The organism is Caballeronia sp. LZ034LL (genome assembly GCF_031451215.1).
In the GTDB taxonomy this organism is placed as follows: domain Bacteria; phylum Pseudomonadota; class Gammaproteobacteria; order Burkholderiales; family Burkholderiaceae; genus Caballeronia.
Window position 1 is genome coordinate 631,761 of record NZ_JARUXR010000001.1, and the last position, 21,572, is coordinate 653,332.

The 21,572-nt window shown below is 65.3% G+C and carries 14 protein-coding genes; 8 read left to right on the top strand and 6 right to left on the bottom strand.

What is annotated here, in order from left to right; genetic code table 11:
• Nucleotides 1-9 precede the first annotated feature (9 nt).
• The 3 genes from panC to QCE83_RS02950 all read right to left on the bottom strand — a co-directional run bounded on the left by panC (nucleotide 10) and on the right by QCE83_RS02950 (nucleotide 2,003).
• The gene (gene panC / locus QCE83_RS02940) at nucleotides 10-843 is read right to left on the bottom strand and encodes a pantoate--beta-alanine ligase (RefSeq protein WP_309807528.1); all 834 of its coding nucleotides are present in this window, start codon (nucleotides 841-843) and stop codon (nucleotides 10-12) included.
• Between the two features lie 69 nt (nucleotides 844-912).
• Nucleotides 913-1,740 carry a ScpA family protein gene (locus QCE83_RS02945; RefSeq protein WP_309811414.1) on the bottom strand — a complete coding sequence of 276 codons (828 nt, stop codon included), beginning with the start codon at nucleotides 1,738-1,740 and terminating at the stop codon, nucleotides 913-915.
• 74 nt (nucleotides 1,741-1,814) lie between these two features.
• Nucleotides 1,815-2,003, bottom strand: a complete 189-nt coding sequence (locus QCE83_RS02950; protein WP_309811417.1) for a DUF3460 family protein — start codon at nucleotides 2,001-2,003, stop codon at nucleotides 1,815-1,817.
• A 419-nt stretch (nucleotides 2,004-2,422) separates the two neighbouring features.
• Between QCE83_RS02950 and QCE83_RS02955 the strand changes: the two genes are divergently transcribed.
• The gene (locus QCE83_RS02955; RefSeq protein WP_404984710.1) at nucleotides 2,423-4,204 is read left to right on the top strand and encodes an autotransporter assembly complex family protein; all 1,782 of its coding nucleotides are present in this window, start codon (nucleotides 2,423-2,425) and stop codon (nucleotides 4,202-4,204) included.
• Between the two features lie 37 nt (nucleotides 4,205-4,241).
• On the top strand, nucleotides 4,242-8,381 hold the full coding sequence (locus tag QCE83_RS02960) for a translocation/assembly module TamB domain-containing protein (protein WP_309807530.1): 4,140 nt from the start codon (nucleotides 4,242-4,244) through the stop codon (nucleotides 8,379-8,381).
• An 89-nt stretch (nucleotides 8,382-8,470) separates the two neighbouring features.
• On the opposite strand, the gene metG is transcribed toward QCE83_RS02960, so the two are convergent.
• The gene (metG, locus tag QCE83_RS02965; RefSeq protein WP_309807531.1) at nucleotides 8,471-10,636 is read right to left on the bottom strand and encodes a methionine--tRNA ligase; all 2,166 of its coding nucleotides are present in this window, start codon (nucleotides 10,634-10,636) and stop codon (nucleotides 8,471-8,473) included.
• Between metG and QCE83_RS02970 the strand changes: the two genes are divergently transcribed.
• Nucleotides 10,627-11,274 (top strand): type II toxin-antitoxin system HicB family antitoxin, encoded by a 648-nt coding sequence (locus QCE83_RS02970; RefSeq protein WP_309807533.1) that lies wholly within the window; start codon nucleotides 10,627-10,629, stop codon nucleotides 11,272-11,274. The two genes, metG and QCE83_RS02970, sit on opposite strands and share 10 nt — an antisense overlap.
• 236 nt (nucleotides 11,275-11,510) lie before the next feature.
• Here the strand turns inward: QCE83_RS02970 and QCE83_RS02975 are convergent, their stop codons facing one another.
• Nucleotides 11,511-12,167 carry an OmpA family protein gene (locus QCE83_RS02975; protein ID WP_309807534.1) on the bottom strand — a complete coding sequence of 219 codons (657 nt, stop codon included), beginning with the start codon at nucleotides 12,165-12,167 and terminating at the stop codon, nucleotides 11,511-11,513.
• Between the two features lie 263 nt (nucleotides 12,168-12,430).
• Here QCE83_RS02975 and apbC point away from each other — a divergent pair, with 263 nt between their 5' ends.
• From apbC to QCE83_RS02995, 4 genes are all read left to right on the top strand, one after another.
• Complete coding sequence (gene apbC, locus QCE83_RS02980; RefSeq protein ID WP_309807535.1) at nucleotides 12,431-13,519, top strand: iron-sulfur cluster carrier protein ApbC; 1,089 nt, start codon at nucleotides 12,431-12,433, stop codon at nucleotides 13,517-13,519.
• Nucleotides 13,520-13,638: 119 nt separating this feature from the next.
• Complete coding sequence (locus QCE83_RS02985; RefSeq protein WP_309807536.1) at nucleotides 13,639-14,172, top strand: superoxide dismutase family protein; 534 nt, start codon at nucleotides 13,639-13,641, stop codon at nucleotides 14,170-14,172.
• A 168-nt stretch (nucleotides 14,173-14,340) separates the two neighbouring features.
• Nucleotides 14,341-14,910, top strand: coding sequence for a dCTP deaminase (gene dcd / locus QCE83_RS02990; protein WP_309807537.1), 570 nt, complete (start codon nucleotides 14,341-14,343; stop codon nucleotides 14,908-14,910).
• A 105-nt stretch (nucleotides 14,911-15,015) separates the two neighbouring features.
• Nucleotides 15,016-17,301, top strand: a complete 2,286-nt coding sequence (locus QCE83_RS02995) for an arginine/lysine/ornithine decarboxylase (RefSeq protein ID WP_309807538.1) — start codon at nucleotides 15,016-15,018, stop codon at nucleotides 17,299-17,301.
• A gap of 98 nt (nucleotides 17,302-17,399) precedes the next feature.
• Here the strand turns inward: QCE83_RS02995 and QCE83_RS03000 are convergent, their stop codons facing one another.
• Nucleotides 17,400-18,539, bottom strand: coding sequence for a winged helix-turn-helix domain-containing protein (locus tag QCE83_RS03000; protein ID WP_309807540.1), 1,140 nt, complete (start codon nucleotides 18,537-18,539; stop codon nucleotides 17,400-17,402).
• 364 nt (nucleotides 18,540-18,903) lie between these two features.
• Here QCE83_RS03000 and QCE83_RS03005 point away from each other — a divergent pair, with 364 nt between their 5' ends.
• On the top strand, nucleotides 18,904-21,504 hold the full coding sequence (locus QCE83_RS03005) for a glycosyl hydrolase family 18 protein (RefSeq protein WP_309807541.1): 2,601 nt from the start codon (nucleotides 18,904-18,906) through the stop codon (nucleotides 21,502-21,504).
• Nucleotides 21,505-21,572: the final 68 nt, after the last annotated feature.

Consider the following 21,572-nt stretch of genomic DNA (forward strand, 5'->3'; position numbering starts at 1 on the left):
TGAAATACTTCAGATTTCCAGATTGTCGATCAGGCGCGTCGCGCCGAGCTTCGCCGCCGCGAGCACGACGAGCGGCGCATCCGCGTCCGCCTCGCCCGGCGGCAGCAGGTCGACGCGCTTGCGCACGCTGATGTAGTCGGGCTTCCAGCCGCGTCCGGCGAGCGCGTTCATCGCTTCGCGTTCGAGCGCGGCGATATCGCGATTGCCCGACAGCACCGCCTCGCGCACGCGCTGCAACTGCGCGGCGAGCTGCGGCGCCTCGGCGTGCTCGGCGTCCGAGAGGAAGCGGTTGCGCGAACTGAGCGCCAGCCCGTTGTCCTCGCGCACGGTCTCGGCCGCGACAATCTCCGTGGGCAGCGCGAACTGGTTGCACATGGCGCGCACGATCATCAGCTGCTGATAGTCCTTCTTCCCGAACACCGCGACGCGCGGCTGCACGCACGACATCAGCTTCATCACCACCGTGCACACGCCGGTGAAGAAGCCGGGGCGGAATTCGCCTTCGAGAATGTCGCCGAGATTGTGCGGCGGATGCACGCGATACTCCTGCGGCTGCGGATACATGTCCTTCTCGGTCGGCGCGAAGAGCACGTAGACGTTTTCCTTCTGCAGCTTTTCGATGTCGTCCTGCAGCGTGCGCGGATATTTGTCGAAGTCTTCGTTCGGGCCGAACTGCAGGCGGTTCACGAAGATGCTGGCCACGACCGGGTCGCCGTGCTGGCGCGCGAGCCGCATCAGCGAGAGATGGCCTTCGTGGAGGTTGCCCATCGTCGGCACGAAGGCGGTGCGGTTCTGGCCGCGCAACTGGTCGCGCAGTTCATGAATGGAGCTGATGACTTTCATCGAGCGGGTGTCTCCTGTCGGCACGGCCTCGATGCGGCCGCGTCTGAACAAGCCAAGGGGTGAGCGGTGTCAGGCGGGAGCGTACGCGAGTCTGACGTAGATCGGCGCATACGGCTCGGCCTGCGTGATCTCGATCAAGGATTCGCGCGACAGCTCCAGCATCGCGATGAAGTTCACCACGACCACCGGCACGCCGCGCGAGGTGTCGAAGAGTTCGGTGAACTCCATGAAGCGCGCGGTCTGCAGGCGTCGCAGGATCACGCTCATGTGCTCGCGCACGGACAGTTCCTCGCGCGAGATCTTGTGATGCTGGACGAGCTTCGCGCGCTTGATGACGTCGGCCCACGCGGCGCGCAGGTCGTTCATGTCGACGTCCGGGAAGCGCTGCTCCGCCGCCTGTTCGATATGAATGTCGGCACGCAGGAAGTCGCGCCCCAACTGCGGCAACTGGTCGATGCGCTGCGCCGCGAGTTTCATCTGCTCGTATTCGAGCAGGCGCCGCACGAGTTCGGCGCGCGGATCTTCGGCTTCCTCGCCGGTGTCGGCCTTCTTGACCGGCAGCAGCATGCGCGACTTGATCTCGATCAGCATCGCGGCCATCAGCAGGTATTCGGAGGCGAGCTCCAGATTCGATTCGCGGATCTGGTCGACGTAGCCCAGGTATTGCGCGGTGACATCCGTCATCGGGATGTCGAGCACGTTGAAATTCTGCTTGCGGATCAGGTAGAGCAGCAGGTCCAGCGGGCCTTCGAAGGCTTCGAGGAAGATTTCGAGCGCATCGGGCGGGATGTAGAGATCCGTGGGCAGCTTCCACAGCGGTTCGCCGTACAGATGCGCGATCGCGACGCCGTCGATGGTGTCGGGCGTCGAATCGGTCGCGGGGGCGGCGAGCGCCACTGCCCGGTCTTCCCGCGCGCCTTCACGGCGCGCTTCGGGCGCCGAAGGCGGCTCGTGGCCGGCTGCGCTCACGTTCAGAAGTTCTGGTAGTAGACGTAGGGCGTCTGCTGCACGCGCGATTGCTGCTGCTCGCCGCGCTCGTCGAGATCGATCGGCTGCTTGTCCCACAAAAGCGCGCGGCCGCGGCGTTGCTCGGCTTCCAGCGTGGGCTTCTGCTCTTTCAGCTGATTGATGAACTGGGTGATGTCCGACTGGTACATGATCCGGCTTCCGTTGTCCGTTGAGTCGATGCGGGGTTCGATGCGCGGTGCGGTGTGGCCTTCCTCGAAGCGGCCCTGTGGTCCGCTCCTGCCCGCGCGCCGCAATTTTACCGCAAGCCCGCGCCGCCGACGCCGCTCGCTGAAAGATGCACGTCCGTGCGTGATTCGCGGAACCCCGCGCGCCGTGTGCCGTCCAACCGGCGCGCTTTTCAGGCGGAAACGCGCTCGTCCGTGCCGTTTCGCTGCCCGCAATGCGCCGCCGGCATGCGCCAGTGTGGTGAAATAGCGCCTGCGCCGCCGGAACCTGCCGCCGCGCCGCGCAAGCCTGACGACGCGGCAGCTGCACGCCCGGTTGCCATCCTTTCAAATCCAGGTTATCCCGATGCCGGAGGTCACGTTTGGCGGGGCGTTCGTTTGATCCGCTGCGCGCGCTGCGCGTCAAGCCGTTGTGCCCGAGGCGCTTTCCCTCCGTGCTCGCCGCGTTCCTCGCGTGCGGCGTGCTGGGCGTGTTTGGGTTTGCGACACCGGCCTTCGCCAAGTACGACGTCGATATCGACGCGCCGCGCAGCATCAAGAAGCTGCTCAAGGACAATCTCGACCTGTCCCGCTTCGCCAAGCGCGACGACGTCAGCGATGACCAGATCCAGTTCCTCATCACGGCGGCGCCGAAGGACGTGCGCGATCTCGTCGCGACGGAAGGCTATTTCTCGCCGGTCGTGCGCACCGACGTCGCGAGCGAGGACGGCAAGCGCAGCGTCAAGATCAGCGTCGATCCCGGGCCGCGCACGCGGGTGGCTTCGGTGCAGCTGACCTTCAAGGGCGCGGTCACCACCGAAGACCGCGCTCAGGAAAATGCGGCGCGCTTCGCGTTCTCGGTCAACGAAGGCGATCCCTTCACGCAGGGCAGCTGGGACGACGCGAAGAACGCCGCGTTGCGCGCGCTGCAATCGAAACGCTATCTCGGCGCGAAGATCGTGCGGTCGCAGGCGCGCATCAATCCGCGCGCGCATCTCGCCGATCTCTCCGTCACCTTCGACAGCGGCCCGACCTTCACGCTCGGCAAGCTCGACGTGAGCGGCACGCGGCGGTATCCGGCGTGGATCGTCGATCACGTGAATCCGATCCAGCCCGGCGAAGTCTATGACGTCGCCCGCATCAACGAACTCCAGCGCCAGGTGCAGAACACGCCGTACTACGCGAGCGTGGCCATCGACGTCGACAACGACGTGAACAAGCCTCAGGACACGCCGCTGCACCTGAAGGTGTCCGAGTATCCATACAACAGCATCCGCTACGGCGTCGGCTACGCGACCGACACCGGCTTCCATATCCAGGGCGCCTACAGCTACCTGAACACCTTCAACGCCGCGTATCCGTTCACCATCTCCGGCCGCCTGGACCAGACGCAGCAGTACGGACGCGTGCAGCTCGCGATGCCGCCCGACGGACATGGCTGGGTCAACGCCGTGTTCGGTTCGTACACGATCACCGATGTCTCCAGCACGAACATCTACAGCGGCCGGGTGGGCGTGCAGCGCTCGCGTTCGCGGCAGAACATCGACACGACTTTCTCGCTCACCTTCTACGACGATCGCCTGACGCAGAACGAGCCCAACCCGTCGACGGCGCGCGCCCTCGTGCCGGCGTGGAGCTGGGTGCGGCGTAACGTCGACGATCCGCTGTTTCCCCGCCGCGGCAACATCATTCGCGCCGAAGCGGGCTTCGCGGTGAAGGGCGTGATGACCGACCAGACCTTCGCGCGCCTTTACACCAACGCGCTCCAGTACGTGCCGCTCGGCAAGAACGACCTGCTGGTGTTCCGCGCGGAGTTCGGCGGCGTCTTCACGAGCGGGCCGTCGAGCGGCGTGCCGGCGTCGCTGCTGTTCCGCGCGGGCGGCGCGAACTCGGTGCGGGGCTACAGCTATCTGAGCATCGGCAACAACGTGGCCGGTTCGATTCTGCCCACCAAGTACATGGTCACAGGCAGCAGTGAATATCAGCACTGGTTCACGCATGACTGGGGCGGCGCGATGTTTTTCGATATCGGCGCGGCCACCGATACCTGGAGCGAGCGCGTGTTCGAGCCAGGTGTGGGCGTCGGCGTGCGCTGGCGCAGTCCGGTCGGGCCGGTCAATGTCGATCTGGCGTATGGCCTGAAGAACAAGAGCATCAAGCCGTACCTGACGCTCGGCATCGCCTTCTGACGTGCACAAGAATCCTGATACGGAACCCTGAACCCGCATGACCGAGCCGACCCCGCACCGCGACGCTGAAGCCCCGCCGCCCGGCAACGAAGCCGGCGCGGGCGCTTCAGCGCCGCCGCCTCCGCCGCGCCGCAGTGCCACGCGGCGGCTCGCGCGCTGGCTCGGCGTGCTGGTGCTGGTCGTGCTGCTGATCGCGGGACTGGCGATCGGCACGGTCCTGTATGTGCTGAACACCGAGCGCGGCACGCGCTATGCATGGAACGCGGCTACGTCGCTGCTCAAGGGACAACTGACCGGCAAGCTCGACGGCGGCGCGATCGCCACCGGCCTGCGCCTGCGCGACGTCCACTGGAAGGACGGCAAGGGCACGGACATCGCGGTGGACAGCGTCTCGGGCCGCTGGGCGCTGACGCGCGAGCCGCTGCGTTTCACGATCGACTATCTGCACGTGGGGACGGTCGATGCGCGCATTGCGCCGTCGAATGAGCCCAGCAAGAAGACCGAACTGCCGAAGGATCTGCGCATTCCGATCCAGCTCGTCATCAACGATGTGTCGCTGGACAAGCTGCGCCTGCACCAGGGCACGACGACCACCGAGTTCTCGCGCCTGCTCGTCAGCGGCCGCAGCGACGGCCAGCATCACCAGGCGACCGTGCAGCGGCTCGATACCCCGTTCGGCGCGGTGACGGCGTCGCTCAAGCTCGACGGCGGCGCGCGGCCCTTCCCGCTGTCGGGAGACGCCGGCTATTCCGGCAAGCTCGCCAACGAGGCGGTGACGGTCAGCGCGCGGCTGTCGGGCTCGCTCGAAGACCTGATCGCCGATGTCGACGCCAGCGGCATGAAGCTGAACGGCCGGGCGCACGTCGAAGCGCTGCCGTTCGCCGACGTGCCGCTCAAGTCGGCGCTCGTCACCTTCGATCACGTGAATCCGCAGGCCTTCAGCCCGGCGGCGCCCGAGGCGGACCTCGCCGTGCGCGCCGAAGTGAAGCCGGTCGAAGGCGCGGATGCGAAGGGCTTCGTCGTGAGCGGCCCGGTGTCGATCGTCAACGCGAAGCCGGGTTCCATCGACAAGAAGCTGCTGCCGCTCATCGACGCGCACGCCGACGTCCGGCTCGATGCCTCCGCGCAGACGATCACGAACCTCGACGTGCGGCTCCTGAAGAACGCGACCGTGACCGGCGGCGGGTCGCTGGCGGGCGGCAAGGGCAAGTTCGACCTGAAGGTGGCGAAGCTCGACCTCAACGCGATCGAACCGACCCTGCGTCCCACCGATTTCGCCGGACCCATCGGCATCGTGCTGGACGGCGACAAGCAGAGCATCAGCGCCGACCTCAACGATCCGAAAGCGACCATCCGCGCGCAGGCCAAGGTCAGGCTCGACCCGCAGCAAACCACGCTCGACGAAGTGAAGCTGACGGTAGGCCGTGGCCGCGTCGAGGCGAACGGCGTGCTGAAGAAGGACGCGAACTCCAGCTATGACCTGAAGGCGAAGTTCGTCGACTTCAATCCGCTGCTGCTGCAACAGCAACTCATCGCGCAGAAGCCCGCGCCGGTGAAGAAGGGCGCGGCGAAGAAGCCCGCGCCGGCTGCGCGTCCGGTGGAAGCGCGCGTGAACGGTACGCTTGCCGCCGCCGGCACGCTCGCGCCGACGCTGACGGCAAAAGCCGCGTTCAAGCTCAACGACAGCATGTACGACAACCTGCCGCTGACCGGCGAGGGCACCGTGCAGGTCGCGTGCACACGCCTGTTGCCGAGCAAGGCGTCGCTGTCGGTGGCGGGCAACGATGTCGACCTCAACGGCAGCTTCGGCGCGCCCGGCGACCGGCTGCGCTTCCGTGTCGATGCGCCCGCGCTCGAACGGCTGGGCTTCGGCATCGCCGGCACGGTCAAGGCGGACGGCGATCTGACCGGCTCGATCGCGCATCCGAACGTCGCGGCGAACTATCAGGCCGATGGCCTCGTGTTCGGCGCCAACCGGCTGGGCCACGCGGAAGGCCGCGCCGATATCCGCGACGGAGCGAACGGCGCGCTCGTCTTCACGCTGAAGGCGCGCGACGCGAGTACGGACGGCATCGAAGTCGCGAATCTCGACGCCAGCCTGAACGGCACGCGCGCGCATCACACGCTCGACGTGACCGCGACCGGCAAGGTGCGCGGCCAGCCGGTCAATCTGGCGCTCGGCGCGAACGGCAAGTTCACCGACGCCCCCGACGGTCCGCATTGGGACGGCACGATCACGAAGCTGTCGAACAAGGGCACGCCCTCGGTCAATCTCGAAGCGCCGCTGACCGTGAGCTACGGGCCGCAGCGGCTCGTGCTCGGCGCGACGCGGCTGGTTGCCGAAGGCGCGGTGCTGAGCCTCAAGTCCTTCGCGATGGAGCATGGCCGGATCCAGTCGGCGGGCATGCTGACGAATCTGTCGGTGCCGCATCTGCTCGAAGTGCGTCAGGAACTGACTGGCGAGGAGCCGCCGATTCGCACCGATCTCGTCTTCGACGGCGACTGGGACTTTTCGCTCGGCACCACGGCGACGGGCCACGTGCAGATCAAGCGCCGCGCCGGCGACGTGACCATCGACGGGACGCGCGGCGTGGCCGCGCTCGGCATCTCGGATATCACGGCGCGCGCGGACTTCTCCGGCGGCAACCGGCTCAACGCGTCGCTGCATGCGCAGGCGAGCCGCATCGGCGTGATCGACGCGAACGTGCACACGCCGCTCGTGAATCGCGACGGCATGCTCACCGTCGACGACAACGCGCCGCTCACCGGCGCCGTCGACGCCAATATTCCCGAACTGCGCACGACCGGGGGGCTGCTCGGCGCGAACTATCTGCTCGGCGGCCGGATGGCGCTGAAGCTGGTGATCGCGGGTATCGTCGCGAAGCCGACGCTGTCGGGCTCGCTGACGGGCGACAACCTTTCCGCGACGGTCGTCGATCAGGGCGTGCAGCTGAAGGACGGCATCATCCGGATCGCGCTGGCGGAGAATCTGGTGGATTTCCAGCGCGTCGAGTTTCATGGCGCGAGCGGCACGCTGCGCGCGACCGGCAAGGTGCGGCTCGACCAGCAGCAGCCCGACCTGACGGCGAGCATCATCGCGGACAAGCTGGAGCTGTTCGCCTCGCCGGACCGCGAACTCACGCTTTCGGGCGAGGCCAAGATCGCCAACGCGGGGCTGGAGGGCGGCATGGCGATCGACGGCAAGTTCACCGTCGATCACGCGCTGATCGACTTGCCCGAGTCGTCCGCGCCGAAGCTCGGCGATGACGTGGTGATCGAACGCCCCGACGGCACCATCAAGGGCGACAACCAGCAGCTCACGGCCGCGACCGGCAAGCCGGTGGGGCCGTTCACGCCGCGCGCGAACATCGAGATCAATCTGGGTCAGCGCTTCCGCTTCAAGGGCGCGGGCGCGGATCTCGGGCTGGCCGGCTCGATCACGGCGACGAGCGCGCCGAACATGCCGCTGCGCGCGGTCGGCAACGTGCGCGTGACGACGCCCGGTTCGTCGTACACCGCGTTCGGGCGCAAGCTGAACATCGAGAACGGCTTCTTCACGTTCAACGGACCGGTGGCGAATCCGGGCATCAATATCCTGGCGATGCGGCGCAATCAGGAAGTCGAAGCGGGCGTGCAGGTGACCGGCACCGTGCAGGCGCCGGTCGCGCGGCTGATTTCCGAGCCGAGCGTGCCCGACAACGAAAAGCTTTCGTGGCTGCTGTTCGGGCACGGCACGGATCAGGGCAATAACGTCGGCCAGCAGAGCGCGATGACGAGCGCGCTCGCGCTGCTCGGCAGCAAGGGGGGCGCGAAGATCGCGCAGACGGTCGGGCTGGACGAGTTCACGGTGGGGTCGAGCGAAGTGGGCCTGACCGATCCGCAAGTCGTGCTGCTCTCGAAAGCGATCAACGAGCGCCTCGTGATCGGCTACGAGCAAGGGCTGCAATCGGCGGCCAACGCGGTCAAGGCGACGCTCAACCTGTCGCGCTTCTGGGCGGTGACGGTGTATGGCGGCACGTATCAGGGCGTCGATCTGTCCTATACGCGCAGGTTCAGTTCGTGGGCGCGGTTGTGGTCGGGGGCGTCGTCGCGGGCGGTCGCGTCTGCCGCGGACTCGGCCGCGGCGGCTTCCGGGGCGTCGTCGACCGATGCCTCGCCGCCGGGCGACGCGGACTGAGCCTCTTCAGGCACAAGCGCGTGGCTGAAAGAAAGAAGGGCACGCGATTCGCGTGCCCTTCGTCTTTGCAGCGATGCCTTGCGGCGCGCTTACTTCACACGCATGCCGGGCTTCGCGCCGCTGTGCGGCTCGAGGATGTAGAGACCCGGCTCCGCCTTCTCGTTGGCCGCCGACGCCGCCAGCACCATCCCTTCGGACAGGCCGAACTTCATCTTGCGCGGCGCGAGATTGGCGACCATGACCGTGAGCTTGCCGATCAGGTCCTGCGGCTGATACGCCGACTTGATGCCGGAGAACACGTTGCGCGTCTTCTCCTCGCCGATGTCGAGCGTGAGTTGCAGCAGCTTGTCGGAGCCTTCCACCGCCTTGCAGTCGACGATCTTCGCGATGCGCAGATCGATTTTCGCGAAATCGTCGATTGAGATGATGCCGCTTTCGTCCGTCTGAGCCGTCTGGTCCTGCTTAGGCTTGGCGTCCTTCTTGGCGGTCGATGCCGGTGCAGCCGCCGCCGTGGCCGCTTCCGCGCCCGGCTGCAGCGATTCGCGGTTGGCCGCCAGCAGGGCCTCGATCTGCTTCGGATCGACGCGCGTGGTCAGGTGCTTGTACGCGTTGATCGGATTCGCCGACGACAGCGGCCGCGCCGCATCCGTCCACACCAGCGGCGCGATGCCGAGGAACGCTTCCACCGCCTCGATGAGCTTCGGCAACACCGGCTTCAGCGCCAGCGACAGCAGGCGGAACGCTTCGAGACTCACGCTGCAGGTTTCATGCAGCGCGACGCTGTTGGCCGGATCCTTCGCCTGATCCCAGGGCTTCGCGGTATCGACGTAGGCGTTGACGGCGTCCGCCAGTTCCATGGTCGTGCGCAGCGCGCGGCCGTACTCGCGGGCTTCGTAGAACCCGGCGATCTGCGGAATCGCCGCACGCAATTGGCCGAGCAGCGGATGGTTCATCGCGCTGTCCTGCACGCGGCCTTCGAAGCGCTTGATCAGGAAGCCCGCTGCCCGGCTCGCGATGTTCACGTACTTGCCGACCAGATCGCTGTTCACGCGCGCCTGGAAGTCTTCCAGGTTCAGGTCGATGTCTTCCATCGTGCTGTTCAGCTTCGCCGCGAAGTAGTAGCGCAGCCACTCGGGGTTGATGCCCGTGTCGATCACGCTCTGCGCGGTGATGAAGGTGCCGCGCGACTTCGACATCTTGGCGCCGTCGACGGTCAGGAAGCCGTGCGCGAACACGTTCGTAGGCGTGCGATGGCCGGAGAATTCGAGCATGGCCGGCCAGAACAGCGTGTGGAAATACAGGATGTCCTTGCCGATGAAGTGATACTGCTCGGTCGTGGAGCCGGGCTTTACCCAGTCGTCGAACGCGAGGCCGAGACGGTCCGCGAGATTCTTGAAGCTCGCGTAATAGCCGACCGGCGCGTCCACCCACACGTAGAAGTACTTGCCCGGCGCGCCCGGAATTTCGAAGCCGAAGTAGGGCGAGTCGCGCGAGATGTCCCAGTCGGCGAGCTTGGCTTCGCCCTTGTCGCCGAGCCATTCGCGCATCTTGTTGGTCGCTTCCGGCTGCGCGAGTCCGCTGACCCAGCCGCGCAGGAACGATTCGCAGCGCGGGTCGGACAGGCGGAAGAAGTAATGCGTCGAGGTCTTGCGGACCGGCGTGGCGCCCGAGACGACCGAATACGGATTGATGAGCTCGGTGGGCTGGTAGGTCGAGCCGCACACTTCGCAGTTGTCGCCGTACTGGTCCTTGGCGCCGCACTTCGGGCACTGGCCCTTGATGAAGCGGTCCGGCAGGAACATTTCCTTGACCGGATCGTAGGCCTGCTCGATGTCGCGTGCTTCGATCAGGCCGGCCTGTTGCAGCGCGGCGTAGATCGAATTGCAGAGCGTGCGGTTTTCCTCGGCGTCGGTGGAGTAGTAGTTGTCGAAGGAGATGCCGAAGCTGTCGAAGTCGCGCTTGTGTTCCTTCCACACGCGCTCGATCAGCTGTTTCGGCGTGATGCCTTCCTTCTCGGCGCGCAGCATGATGGGCGTGCCGTGGGTGTCGTCGGCGCCGACGTAATAGACCTCATGGCCATGCATGCGCAGCGTGCGAACCCAGATGTCCGTCTGAATGTACTCGACCATATGGCCGATATGGATCTGACCGTTCGCGTAAGGGAGCGCGGACGTGACGAGGACCTGGCGGCGGCCGCTGGCAGAAGTTGAAGCGGCCGGCGCGGCGGCGGCGGTGGCTGGAATCGGTGCTGACATGGAGGCGCGGACCGTGGGAAGGCGGTGAGGGTGAAAGACGAAAGATCGATTTTAGCAGGCAGGTCAAGGGCGAACGGTGCCCGCGCAACGTGTACGCGGATTGCTGCGGCCGCGCATCGACAAAAAACATCATGGAGTGTGCAGATTTCGCTTGGAGGCTTGAAACGTCGGCGTTGTATCTTCGGCGTTCCCGAAGCGTCGCCTGGAGCATTCACACCATGCTGTCTTATCCAGTCAAACTGGAACTCGATACCAACAACACCTATCTCGTCACGTTTCCGGATGTTCCGGAGGCACTGTCCGTCGGTGATGATCACGACGAGGCGCTGATCAACGCAGCCGATGCGCTGGAAAGCGTGATTGAAAGCTACTTCGACGAAAAGCGCGAAGTGCCCATGCCATCCAAGGCAGAAAAGGGCCAGCCAGTCGTGTCCTTGCCGGCGCTCGTCGTCTCGAAGGTGCTCTTGCAGAACGAAATGCTTCGCCAGGGCGTCCGCAAGGCCGAACTCGCGCGCCGACTCAACGTCCACATGCCGCAAGTAGACCGCCTGCTGAACCCGCGTCACTCGTCGAAGCTGGAGACCATCGAGGCGGCGTTTCTGTCGCTCGGCAAGCGTCTCAAAATCTCGGTGGTGTGAATCGGTCCAGCGCGTTCACGGACCGTACGCACAAAAAAAACCGGGGTCCAATTGGGCCCCGGAGCAACAACGACAAGAGGAGAATGGCAGGCGATGGCGTGGCCATCCACCTACCGTAAAGACAGACACGCGCCGCGCGCCCAAGTTTCAAATTTTTTTCAGACGCTTGCGTGTTCGTGCCGCAGCCTTCTCCGCCGCGCTTTCCGCGCGGCGAATTCCCCTTTCAGATCAACCGATTACTGCACTTGTCCCGGCTGTGCTGTCGCGCGCAGATAGATCTCTACGCGACGGTTCTGGGCGCGGCCGGCTTCCGTCGAGTTGTCGGCGATCGGCTGGTTCTGGCCCATGCCCTGCGACGACAAACGTTGCGCCGCCACGCCGTGCGTCGCGATGTACGAGGCCACGCTCTGCGCGCGATTCTGCGACAGCGTCTGGTTGTAGGCCGGCTGGCCGGTGTTGTCCGTATGGCCGATGACGTTCGCCACCAGTTCCGGATGCTGCTGCAGCGTCTGCGTGACCGAGTTCAGCACCGGGTCGAACGAAGGCTTGATGGCATAGCTGTTCGTATCGAACGAGATTGAATTCGGAATGTTCACCTTCAGCGAACCGTCCTGCTGCTCGGTCACCTGCGTGCCCGTACCCTTCGAGTCGCCGGAAATCTTGTTGCGGATGGCCTGCCAGTTGTAGCCGACGATGCCGCCCGCCGCCGCGCCGGCGCCCGCGCCGATCGCCGCGCCCTTGCCGCCGCCGAAGATCGCGCCGATCGCCGCGCCGGTCGCGGCGCCCGCGCCGGTGCCGACTGCCGTGTTGGTGCCCTGCTGCGTCTGGCAGCCGGCAAGGATGGAGCCCGCGATGGCGAGCACGGACAGGCGAGTCATGAACTTCGTATTCATCTTTGATCTCCTTTGAATCGACAAGCATTCGGCGGCACGCGCCGACAGTGCGGGAGGGTCTTCAAACGGGCCTCCGGACGAGCCTCTACAATAACGAGAAACTTGCCCGAGCGTCCCGTACGATGCGTCCCCGGAAACAATTGCTGCGGGATAGTGCAGCGCACGCGAGCCACGCGCAACGGCTCATAACAATTACTTTCAATTTCGTCAGATTGTTGCAATGCGCCGCATGCGGTGAGCAACAAGCGTTCCATGGAGCCCCAATGAGCATTGATCGCGCGCAGATCGACACTGCACTCGCCACACTGACCGATCCGAATACCCATCGCAAGTTCGTCGATACGAAAAGTTTTCGCAGCGTGTCCGTCGAAGGCTCGACGGTCGCGGTGAGCGTGGTGCTCGGCTATCCGGCGAAGTCGCAGTTCGAGACCATCCGCGAACAGGTGGCGGGCGCGCTGCGGCAGATTGCCGGCGTGTCGGATGTGAAGGTGGACGTTTCGTCGCAGGTGGTCGCGCATACCGTGCAGCGCGGCGTCAAACTGCTGCCGGGCGTCAAGAACATCATTGCGGTGGCATCGGGCAAGGGCGGCGTCGGCAAGAGCACGACGGCTGCAAACCTCGCGCTGGCGCTCGCAGCGGAAGGCGCATCGGTCGGCATGCTGGACGCCGACATCTACGGTCCCTCGCTGCCGATGATGCTCGGCATCACGGGCCGTCCGGAGTCGCCGGACAACCAGACGATGAACCCGCTGATCGGCCACGGCATCCAGGCGAACTCCATCGGCTTTCTGATCGAGCAGGACAACCCGATGGTCTGGCGCGGCCCGATGGTCACGTCCGCGCTCGAACAATTGCTGCGGCAGACCAACTGGCAGGACCTGGATTATCTGGTCATCGACATGCCGCCCGGAACCGGCGACATCCAGCTGACGCTCGCGCAGAAAGTGCCGGTGACGGGCGCGGTGATCGTCACGACGCCGCAGGACATCGCGCTGCTGGACGCCAAGAAGGGCTTGAAGATGTTCGAGAAAGTCGGCATTCCGATTCTCGGCATCGTCGAGAACATGAGCACGCACATCTGCTCGAACTGCGGCCATGAAGAGCACATCTTCGGCGCGGGCGGCGGCGAGCGCATGGCGAAGGAATACGGCGTCGAGATCCTGGGCCAGCTGCCGCTCGACATCGCTATCCGCGAACGCACCGACGCCGGCCAGCCGACGGTCGTGTCGCAGCCGGAGAGCCGCATCGCGGAGACCTATCGCGCGATTGCACGGCGCGTCGCGATCGCGGTGGCCGACCGGCAGCGCGACATGAGCTCGAAGTTCCCGAGCATCGTGGTGCAGAACACCTGAGCGGAACACACCGCGCGGATCACCGCGAGCCTTGTGCGGTGCGGCTCGCGGTATCATGTCGCCTTCGATGCGCGGCAGCGTGGATGCACAGGGCGTCAGCGGGCCGCCGAGAGGATCGCATGAGAATCAGATTCGACGGGAAGGCGCTCCACGCCTTGATCGCGACGGCCGCTTGCAGCGTCATGCTGAGCGGCTGCGGCCTCATCTTCCAGAACCACGAAAAACGCGCGGACGCGGTGCTCCAGCCGACGCCCGGCAACGCCGCGCGCGGCACCATCACGCTGATCGAGCGCGCCGACGGCGTGCAAGTCTCCTACAGCCTCACCGACATGCCGCCCAACAGCGACCACGCGCTGACCGTGCATGAGCGCGGCGACTGCATCGCCGTCAACGACCAGGACACGAGCCCGGTATTCGCGCTCCCCTCGGAGCGCAGACGCACGTCGAGCCGTCTCGAGGGCGAACTCGGCAACATTCACGCGGACGCGAACGGCGCGGCAACCGGTTTCATCGTGGCGACGGACGTCTCGCTCGACGGCGTGCGTTCGCTCATTTCCCGCGCCATCATGCTGCACCGCGAGGCCATGGACCCGTATGCGAGCGCGCCGCACAACGTGGGACCGGCGCTCGCCTGCGGCGTGATTCGCCGCTAGGGGCGCGCCTCGCGCGGTGTCTCCGGCGCCGCGGCCCGATCGCGTAAAATACGCGCTTTCGTCTGGCGGGTGCGGCAGGGGCAGGACAGGCCGCCGCAAGCCAGGCTTCGTTTGACAGCAGGCGGCGGTCGCAAGACCGGAGCCGTTCACCGTTGAGTAGCGTCCCCTATGAGCATCAAGTCCGACAAGTGGATTCGCCGCATGGCCGAGCAGCACAAGATGATCGAGCCGTTCGTGCCCGATCAGGTGCGGGTCTCCGAGGACGGCCGCAAGATCGTGAGCTACGGCACGTCGAGCTACGGCTACGACATCCGCGTCGCCGACGAATTCAAGATCTTCACCAACATCAATTCGACCATCGTCGACCCGAAGGCCTTCGACGAAAAATCGTTCGTGGACTTCAAGGGCGATGTCTGCATCATCCCGCCGAACTCGTTCGCGCTGGCCCGCACGGTGGAATATTTCCGCATTCCGCGCTCGTGCCTGACCGTGTGCCTCGGCAAGTCCACCTACGCGCGCTGCGGCATCATCGTGAACGTGACGCCGTTCGAGCCGGAATGGGAAGGCTATGTGACGCTCGAATTCTCGAATACGACACCTTTGCCTGCCAAAATCTACGCGAACGAAGGTGTCGCGCAGGTCCTGTTCTTCGAGAGCGACGAAATGTGCGAAACCTCGTACGCGGATCGCGGCGGGAAATATCAAGGGCAGCACGGCGTGACGCTGCCGAAAACCTGATCATCGCCGCGCGTTTCGAGACGCACACGGCAGACGTTTGGTCGAAGACCGCTGGTTTCGGGATTGCTTCCCGGACAGCGGTCGTTCCATTTGGAGAATCGCCTCATGAAGTTTCGCTTTCCCGTCGTCATCATTGACGAAGACTTTCGCTCCGAGAACATCTCGGGTTCCGGCATCCGGGCGCTCGCCGAGGCGATCGAGAAGGAAGGCGCCGAAGTCCTCGGCCTGACGAGCTACGGCGACCTGGCCGCGTTCGCGCAGCAATCGAGCCGCGCGTCGTGCTTCATCCTGTCCATCGACGACGACGAACTGCTGCCTTACGCCGACAACGTCGTCGTGGAAGGCGATACGCCCGAGCTGGCCTCGGCGATCGTCGCGCTGCGGGCGTTCATCGAGGCGGTGCGCCGCCGCAACGCCGACATCCCCATCTTCCTGTACGGCGAAACGCGCACCTCGCGCCATCTGCCGAACGACATCCTGCGTGAACTGCATGGCTTCATCCACATGTTCGAGGACACGCCGGAGTTCGTCGCGCGCCACGTGATCCGCGAGGCAAAGGTCTATCTCGACGCGCTGGCGCCGCCGTTCTTCAAGGAACTGGTGCAGTACGCGGACGAAGGCTCGTACTCGTGGCACTGTCCCGGACACTCGGGCGGCGTCGCGTTCCTGAAGAATCCGCTGGGGCAGATGTTCCACCAGTTCTTCGGCGAGAACATGCTGCGCGCGGACGTCTGCAACGCGGTGGAGGAACTGGGCCAGCTGCTCGACCACACCGGTCCGGTCGCGGCCTCGGAGCGCAACGCGGCGCGCATCTTCGGCGCGGATCACCTGTTCTTCGTGACCAACGGCACGTCGACGTCGAACAAGATCGTCTGGCATGCGACGGTGGCGCCCGACGACATCGTGCTGGTGGACCGCAACTGCCACAAGTCGATCCTGCACGCGATCACGATGACCGGCGCTATTCCAGTGTTCCTCACGCCGACGCGCAATCACTTCGGCATCATCGGGCCGATTCCGCGCGACGAGTTCAAGCCCGAGAACATCCGCAAGAAGATCGAGGCGAATCCGTTCGCGCGCGAGGCGCTGGCGAAGAACCCGAAGATCAAGCCGCGCATCCTGACGATCACGCAGAGCACCTATGACGGCGTGATCTACAACGTCGAGATGATCAAGGACCTGCTCGGCGACATGCTCGACACGCTCCATTTCGACGAAGCCTGGCTGCCGCACGCCGAGTTCCACTCGTTCTACCAGGACATGCACGCGATCGGCGCGGGCCGCCCGCGCACGGGCGCGCTCGTGTTCGCGACGCACTCCACGCACAAGCTGCTCGCCGGCATCTCGCAGGCGTCGCAGATTCTCGTGCAGGACAGCGAGAACAGCACGTTCGACCGCCATCGTTTCAACGAGGCGTACCTGATGCACACGTCCACGTCGCCGCAATACGCGATCATCGCGTCCTGCGACGTGGCCGCCGCGATGATGGAGGCGCCCGGCGGCACGGCGCTGGTGGAAGAATCGATTGCGGAGGCGATCGATTTCCGCCGCGCGATGCGCAAGGTCGATGCCGAATACGGCGACGACTGGTTCTTCACGGTCTGGGGCCCCGAGGCGCTGACGGAAGAGGGCATCGGCGACCGCGAGGAGTGGATGCTGAAGCCGAACGACCGCTGGCACGGCTTCGGCGCGCTCGCCGAGAACTTCAACATGCTCGACCCGATCAAGGCGACGATCATCACGCCGGGGCTCGACGTGGACGGCGAGTTCGGCGAGACCGGCATTCCGGCCGCGATCGTCACGAAGTATCTGGCCGAGCACGGCATCATCGTGGAGAAGACCGGGCTGTATTCGTTCTTCATCATGTTCACGATCGGCATCACCAAGGGCCGCTGGAACTCGATGGTCACCGAACTCCAGCAGTTCAAGGACGACTACGACAACAACCAGCCGCTGTGGCGCGTGCTGCCGGAGTTTGTCGCGCAGCATCCGTCGTACGAGCGCATCGGCCTGCGCGACCTGTGCGAGCAGATCCATAGCGTGTACCGCGCCAACAACATCGCGCGCCTCACCACCGAGATGTACCTGTCGAGCATGGAGCCGGCGATGAAGCCGTCCGAAGCGTTCGCCAAGCTCGCGCACCGCGAGATCGACCGGGTGCCCATCGACGAGCTCGAAGGGCGCGTGACCTCCATCCTGCTGACGCCGTATCCGCCGGGCATTCCGCTGCTGATCCCGGGCGAGCGCTTCAACCGCACGATCGTCGATTACCTGCGCTTCGCGCGCGAGTTCAACGAGCGCTTCCCGGGTTTCCACACGGACATTCACGGGCTGGTCGGCGAGATGATCAACGGCCGGGTCGAATACTTCGTCGACTGCGTGCGCGGCTGAGCGTCCGCGCGGTTTCTTCGTGCGGGGTCTGCATCTGGCGCCTGCGCAGGCTCGACGGCCTGCGCGGGCGCTTTTTTTATGGGCGTTGCAGCGTCGTGTCAGCTGCCCAGCCTGTGTACGGAATAGGACGCGGGCATCTCGCTGAGGCTGCGGCAACCGGCCGCGTGCAGGTCCTTGATGACGTCGCACCAGGCGTCGTCCACGGCTTCGGTCATCGAGCCATGCGGTTTGATCGACAGTGACGCGGCCACGTCGCGAACGAAGACATCGTGCATGACCTGCCGGTCACATCGCGTCAGGTTGACCGGGCGCAGGACGCGTTGATGCGCGGGTGTCGGATGACTGTTGGAGAGCGTCAGCAGAACCGCCATGGCCAGTGTGGCCGATGCGGGTAGTCCGGGCAGCCGCACGCCGGCGCGCGCCGAAGAGGATGGCGTACAGGATGCTTCGTCGCGCGCGATCCCGTGCGTCGCGGAGTGCGCCTCCGCGGCGGGGTCCATCGCGCAGAAGCGATAGCCGACGCCCGGCACGTGAACGATGCGCTGTGCAAGACCCAGCGGTTCGAGCGAGCGTCGCAAGCGGGACACGAGACGCGTGAGCCGGTGCACGTCGATGTTCTCCTCGTTGCCCCAGATGCGCTCGATCAACTCCTGGCGCCGCAGCGTGACGTCCGGCTGCTCGACGAAGGCTTCCAGCAATGCGCGTTCGAAACCGGTGAGGTGCCCTGTCGTGCCTGCGAACGTAACGGTCCCGAGCCGGGCGTGAATGACCGGCAAGCCGCTCGGTACGGAGGGTGCGGCTTGCAATACGCGGCTTGCACCGGCATCGCGCCGCGCCGGGCGACATTTCTCCAGCAGCGCGCGCCATCCACGCAGCCCATGCGCGGGCGCCTCGTCCACGCCTTCCGCACCGGGCAGATCCTGCATCTGCAAGCCCTCCGCATCGAACCGGTAGCCCATGCGCGGCATGGTCACGATGCGCTCGCACAAGCCCAAGGGCTTCAGCGCCTTGCGCACGCGATACACCAACTGCGTGAGATAGAGATCGTCCATGTAGGCGGCGCGCGGCCCCCAGATGGCATCCATCAGTTCCTCGCGTTCGCACACGCGTCCCTGCGCCGTGACCAGCAGCCGCAGGACTTCTTTTTCCTGACCCGAGATGCGGGCGGCGACCTGACCGCTGCAGACGCGGTCGTGTTGCCAGTCGAATCGTGTGCTGCTCCTTGCGTTGTCCATCATGTCCTCGTGCGTTTAAGACGCTTACCGTAGCAACAGAGGCGGGTTGGAGACCATGGAAGAACTGACACGTTTGCGCACGAGGGGCGGACATAGGAGGGACACATGCAAGGCGATTCGGCGGTCCTAGCGTTGAAGACCCGCATGGAGGTCGACAGACGTGTCTTCAAGACGCCGAGCAGGTCGCCATTCCGGGCCGCCTGCACGGTCCTGTCGATGTGGACGCCGATGACGCGCGGCGGACATTGAGTATTCCACACGTTTCCCATGTCCTTGTCCGCCTGCATTCCTGAACATGGTCCTGTCACCCGGAGCACGGAGCGCACCGGACAGACGAACCTTTTCATACTGGATCAAGAGGAATGCAATGAGCAACACACGCAAGACAACGAACCACGCCGTATCGAACGAGGTCATGACGAACCGCAATGTCGAAGGCGGCCGTCCGAACAGCAAGCTGGTCTACAACGGCGATCCCGGCAACACCTATGGTGCGAAGGGCGCGACCGAAAAGAAGTACGGCATGAACGCCTACGATCCGAAAACGGAAACACAGGATTTCAGCTATACGTCCGGCCGCGTGGCGAAGCGCGTGTATAACCGCTACAAGTCGAACGACAAGAAGGTGTTCGGTTACTACACGGACTGGTCGCAATACGACGGCCGCTACCTCGGCGATTTCGGCGATGCGGATTGCGGCCGCGGCATCGACCTGATGGCGCTCGATCCGTTTGCCTACGACAAGCTCATCATCGGTTTCCTCGGGATCGTCGGCGACAAGGGCGAGAACAGCGCGCACATCCAGCAGGCCGCGCAGGATTTCGCGTGCAGCCCGAACGAAGCCACCTTCGTCGATGCATGGGGCGACGTGAGCTCTTATATCGACTGCGGTTTCTCGGCGCCCGCCAGCGGCAGCTACACGGAGCTGTTCTATCAGAACAAGGCGCAGGGCGTGCTCGGCGGGCTGCGCAAGCTGCACGAGAAGAACCCGGACCTCGTGATGGCGCTCAGCATCGGCGGCTGGACCATGAGCGAGGCGTTCCACTGGGTCGCCGCCGACGCCGGCAAGCGCAAGACGTTCATCAACAGCGTGCTGGACATCCTGTCGCGCTTCCCGATGTTCACCGAACTGGATCTCGACTGGGAATACCCGGGCGCGGAAGGCAACACGGGCAACACCTACGACGCCAGCGACGCGCCGAATTTTGCGACCCTCGTGAGCGAACTGGGCGCGGCGCTGAAGCAGGCCGGCCGTGAGGACGTGAAGATCAGCATCGCGGTGTCGGCGGACGTCGACAAGATGAAGGCCGCCCATCTGGACAAGATGCTGGACGCCGGCGTCTACGGCTTCAATCTGATGACCTATGACTTCTTCGGCACGCCGTGGTCGGAGGGACTCGCGCATCACACAAACCTGCATCCGTTCAACGCCGACGGCTTCAGTGTCGATGCCGCCGTCGATTATCTCGAACAGACCGTCGGCATTCCGCTCGAGCGGGTCGCGCTGGGCTACGCCGCCTATAGCCGCAGCGGGCGCAATGCGAACATCGCGAGTTTCTCGCCGCTCCAGGGCAGCTACGATCCGGGCCAGGGCACGACCACCGGCAGCTTCGAGTCGGGCGTCACCGAGTGGTACGACCTGATCTACAACTATGTCGATCTCGAGAATCAGGCGGGCATCAACGGCTACAACGTCTACACCGACGAAATCGCCGATGCCGATTATCTCTACAGCCCGGAATCGCGGCTGTTCCTGTCCGTCGATACGCCCCGCACCGTGAAGGCCAAGGGCGAGTACGTGCGCGAGCGCGGGCTGGCCGGACTGTTCACGTGGACCATCGACCTGGATAACGGCCTGCTCGTCAATGCGGCGCGCGAGGGTCTCGGCAACGAGATCGAGGTGGAGCATGTCGACATGGAGCCGTTCTACTTCAAGGGCATCAACGTGACGGGCGAGAATCATCCGCCGGTCGCCGTCATCGACGGTCCGGCCACGGCCGCAGCGGGCGCGACCGTGACCTATACGGGCACGCGTTCCAGCGATGCCGACGGCGACGCGCTCACGTTCCGCTGGTCGGCGCCGGGCCTGTCGTTCGATGGCGCGACCACGATGGAAGTGAGCGGCGCCGTGCCGGCGAACGCTGCGCCGAAGTACACGGTCAGCCTGACGGTCGACGACGGCAAGGGCGGCACAAATACCGCGAAGCTCGAACTCGACGTGCAGTCGGACAGCGATCATCCTCCGGTCGCGAAGCTGCTGGTGCAGCTCGATGCGGGTACGCCGTTCAGCCTGTCGGGCGCGCAGTCGTCCGATCCTGACGGCGATGCGCTGACCTACTTGTGGAGCGCGCCGGGCCTGCCGTTCGACGGCTCGACGCAAGTGAGCGTCGCGGCGTCGATGCCGGCCGTCACCGAGGTGACCGACTATCTCGTGCAGCTGTCGGTGAGCGACGGCACGTCGAGCGCGAGCGAGACGGTGTGCCTCGAAGCGAAGCCGGTGTCCACGCCGGTCACCGCCGTGATCACCGGGACGACCAACGTCCAGGCGGGCGGACCGCTGGCCTTGTCGGGCGCGGCATCGACGGGTCCGGGTGTGCTGACTTATCTGTGGAGCGCACCGGGCTTGCCGTTCGACCAGTCGCGCGACATGAGCGTGAACGTGACGGCGCCGGCGGTCAGCAGCACGACCGCGTATCCGGTCCAGCTCACGGTAACGGGCAACGGCGGCAGCGGTCCGGCTTCGACCGCCACGACGACCGTGACCGTCTCGCCGGTGGACGACGCGGGCACCTGGGTGCCGCAGGACTATCCGGGCGGTTCGACCGTGACGCACAACTACAAAGGCCAGGGGTTGCATACCTACGTGACGCAGTGGTGGGCCACGTCGTACGACGAGCCGGGCAATCCGGCCTGCACGGGCAAGACCGCGGCGGACGCCAAGCCGTGGATCGACAAGGGCGCGGTCTGACGCGCGGTCCGGCCAGGCGGGGCGGCTGACGCTGCCCCAAAGCGGCCGCGCGGCGGCGTCTTCAAGAC

Bases quoted from the DNA above. Each gene is read 5' to 3' on its own strand.
- panC (WP_309807528.1), bottom strand. From the start codon at position 843: ATGAAAGTCATCAGCTCCATTCATGAACTGCGCGACCAGTTGCGCGGC.
- QCE83_RS02960 (WP_309807530.1), top strand. From the start codon at position 4,242: ATGACCGAGCCGACCCCGCACCGCGACGCTGAAGCCCCGCCGCCCGGC.
- metG (WP_309807531.1), bottom strand. From the start codon at position 10,636: ATGTCAGCACCGATTCCAGCCACCGCCGCCGCCGCGCCGGCCGCTTCA.
- QCE83_RS02975 (WP_309807534.1), bottom strand. From the start codon at position 12,167: ATGAATACGAAGTTCATGACTCGCCTGTCCGTGCTCGCCATCGCGGGC.
- apbC (WP_309807535.1), top strand. From the start codon at position 12,431: ATGAGCATTGATCGCGCGCAGATCGACACTGCACTCGCCACACTGACC.
- QCE83_RS02985 (WP_309807536.1), top strand. From the start codon at position 13,639: ATGAGAATCAGATTCGACGGGAAGGCGCTCCACGCCTTGATCGCGACG.
- dcd (WP_309807537.1), top strand. From the start codon at position 14,341: ATGAGCATCAAGTCCGACAAGTGGATTCGCCGCATGGCCGAGCAGCAC.
- QCE83_RS02995 (WP_309807538.1), top strand. From the start codon at position 15,016: ATGAAGTTTCGCTTTCCCGTCGTCATCATTGACGAAGACTTTCGCTCC.
- QCE83_RS03000 (WP_309807540.1), bottom strand. From the start codon at position 18,539: ATGATGGACAACGCAAGGAGCAGCACACGATTCGACTGGCAACACGAC.
- QCE83_RS03005 (WP_309807541.1), top strand. From the start codon at position 18,904: ATGAGCAACACACGCAAGACAACGAACCACGCCGTATCGAACGAGGTC.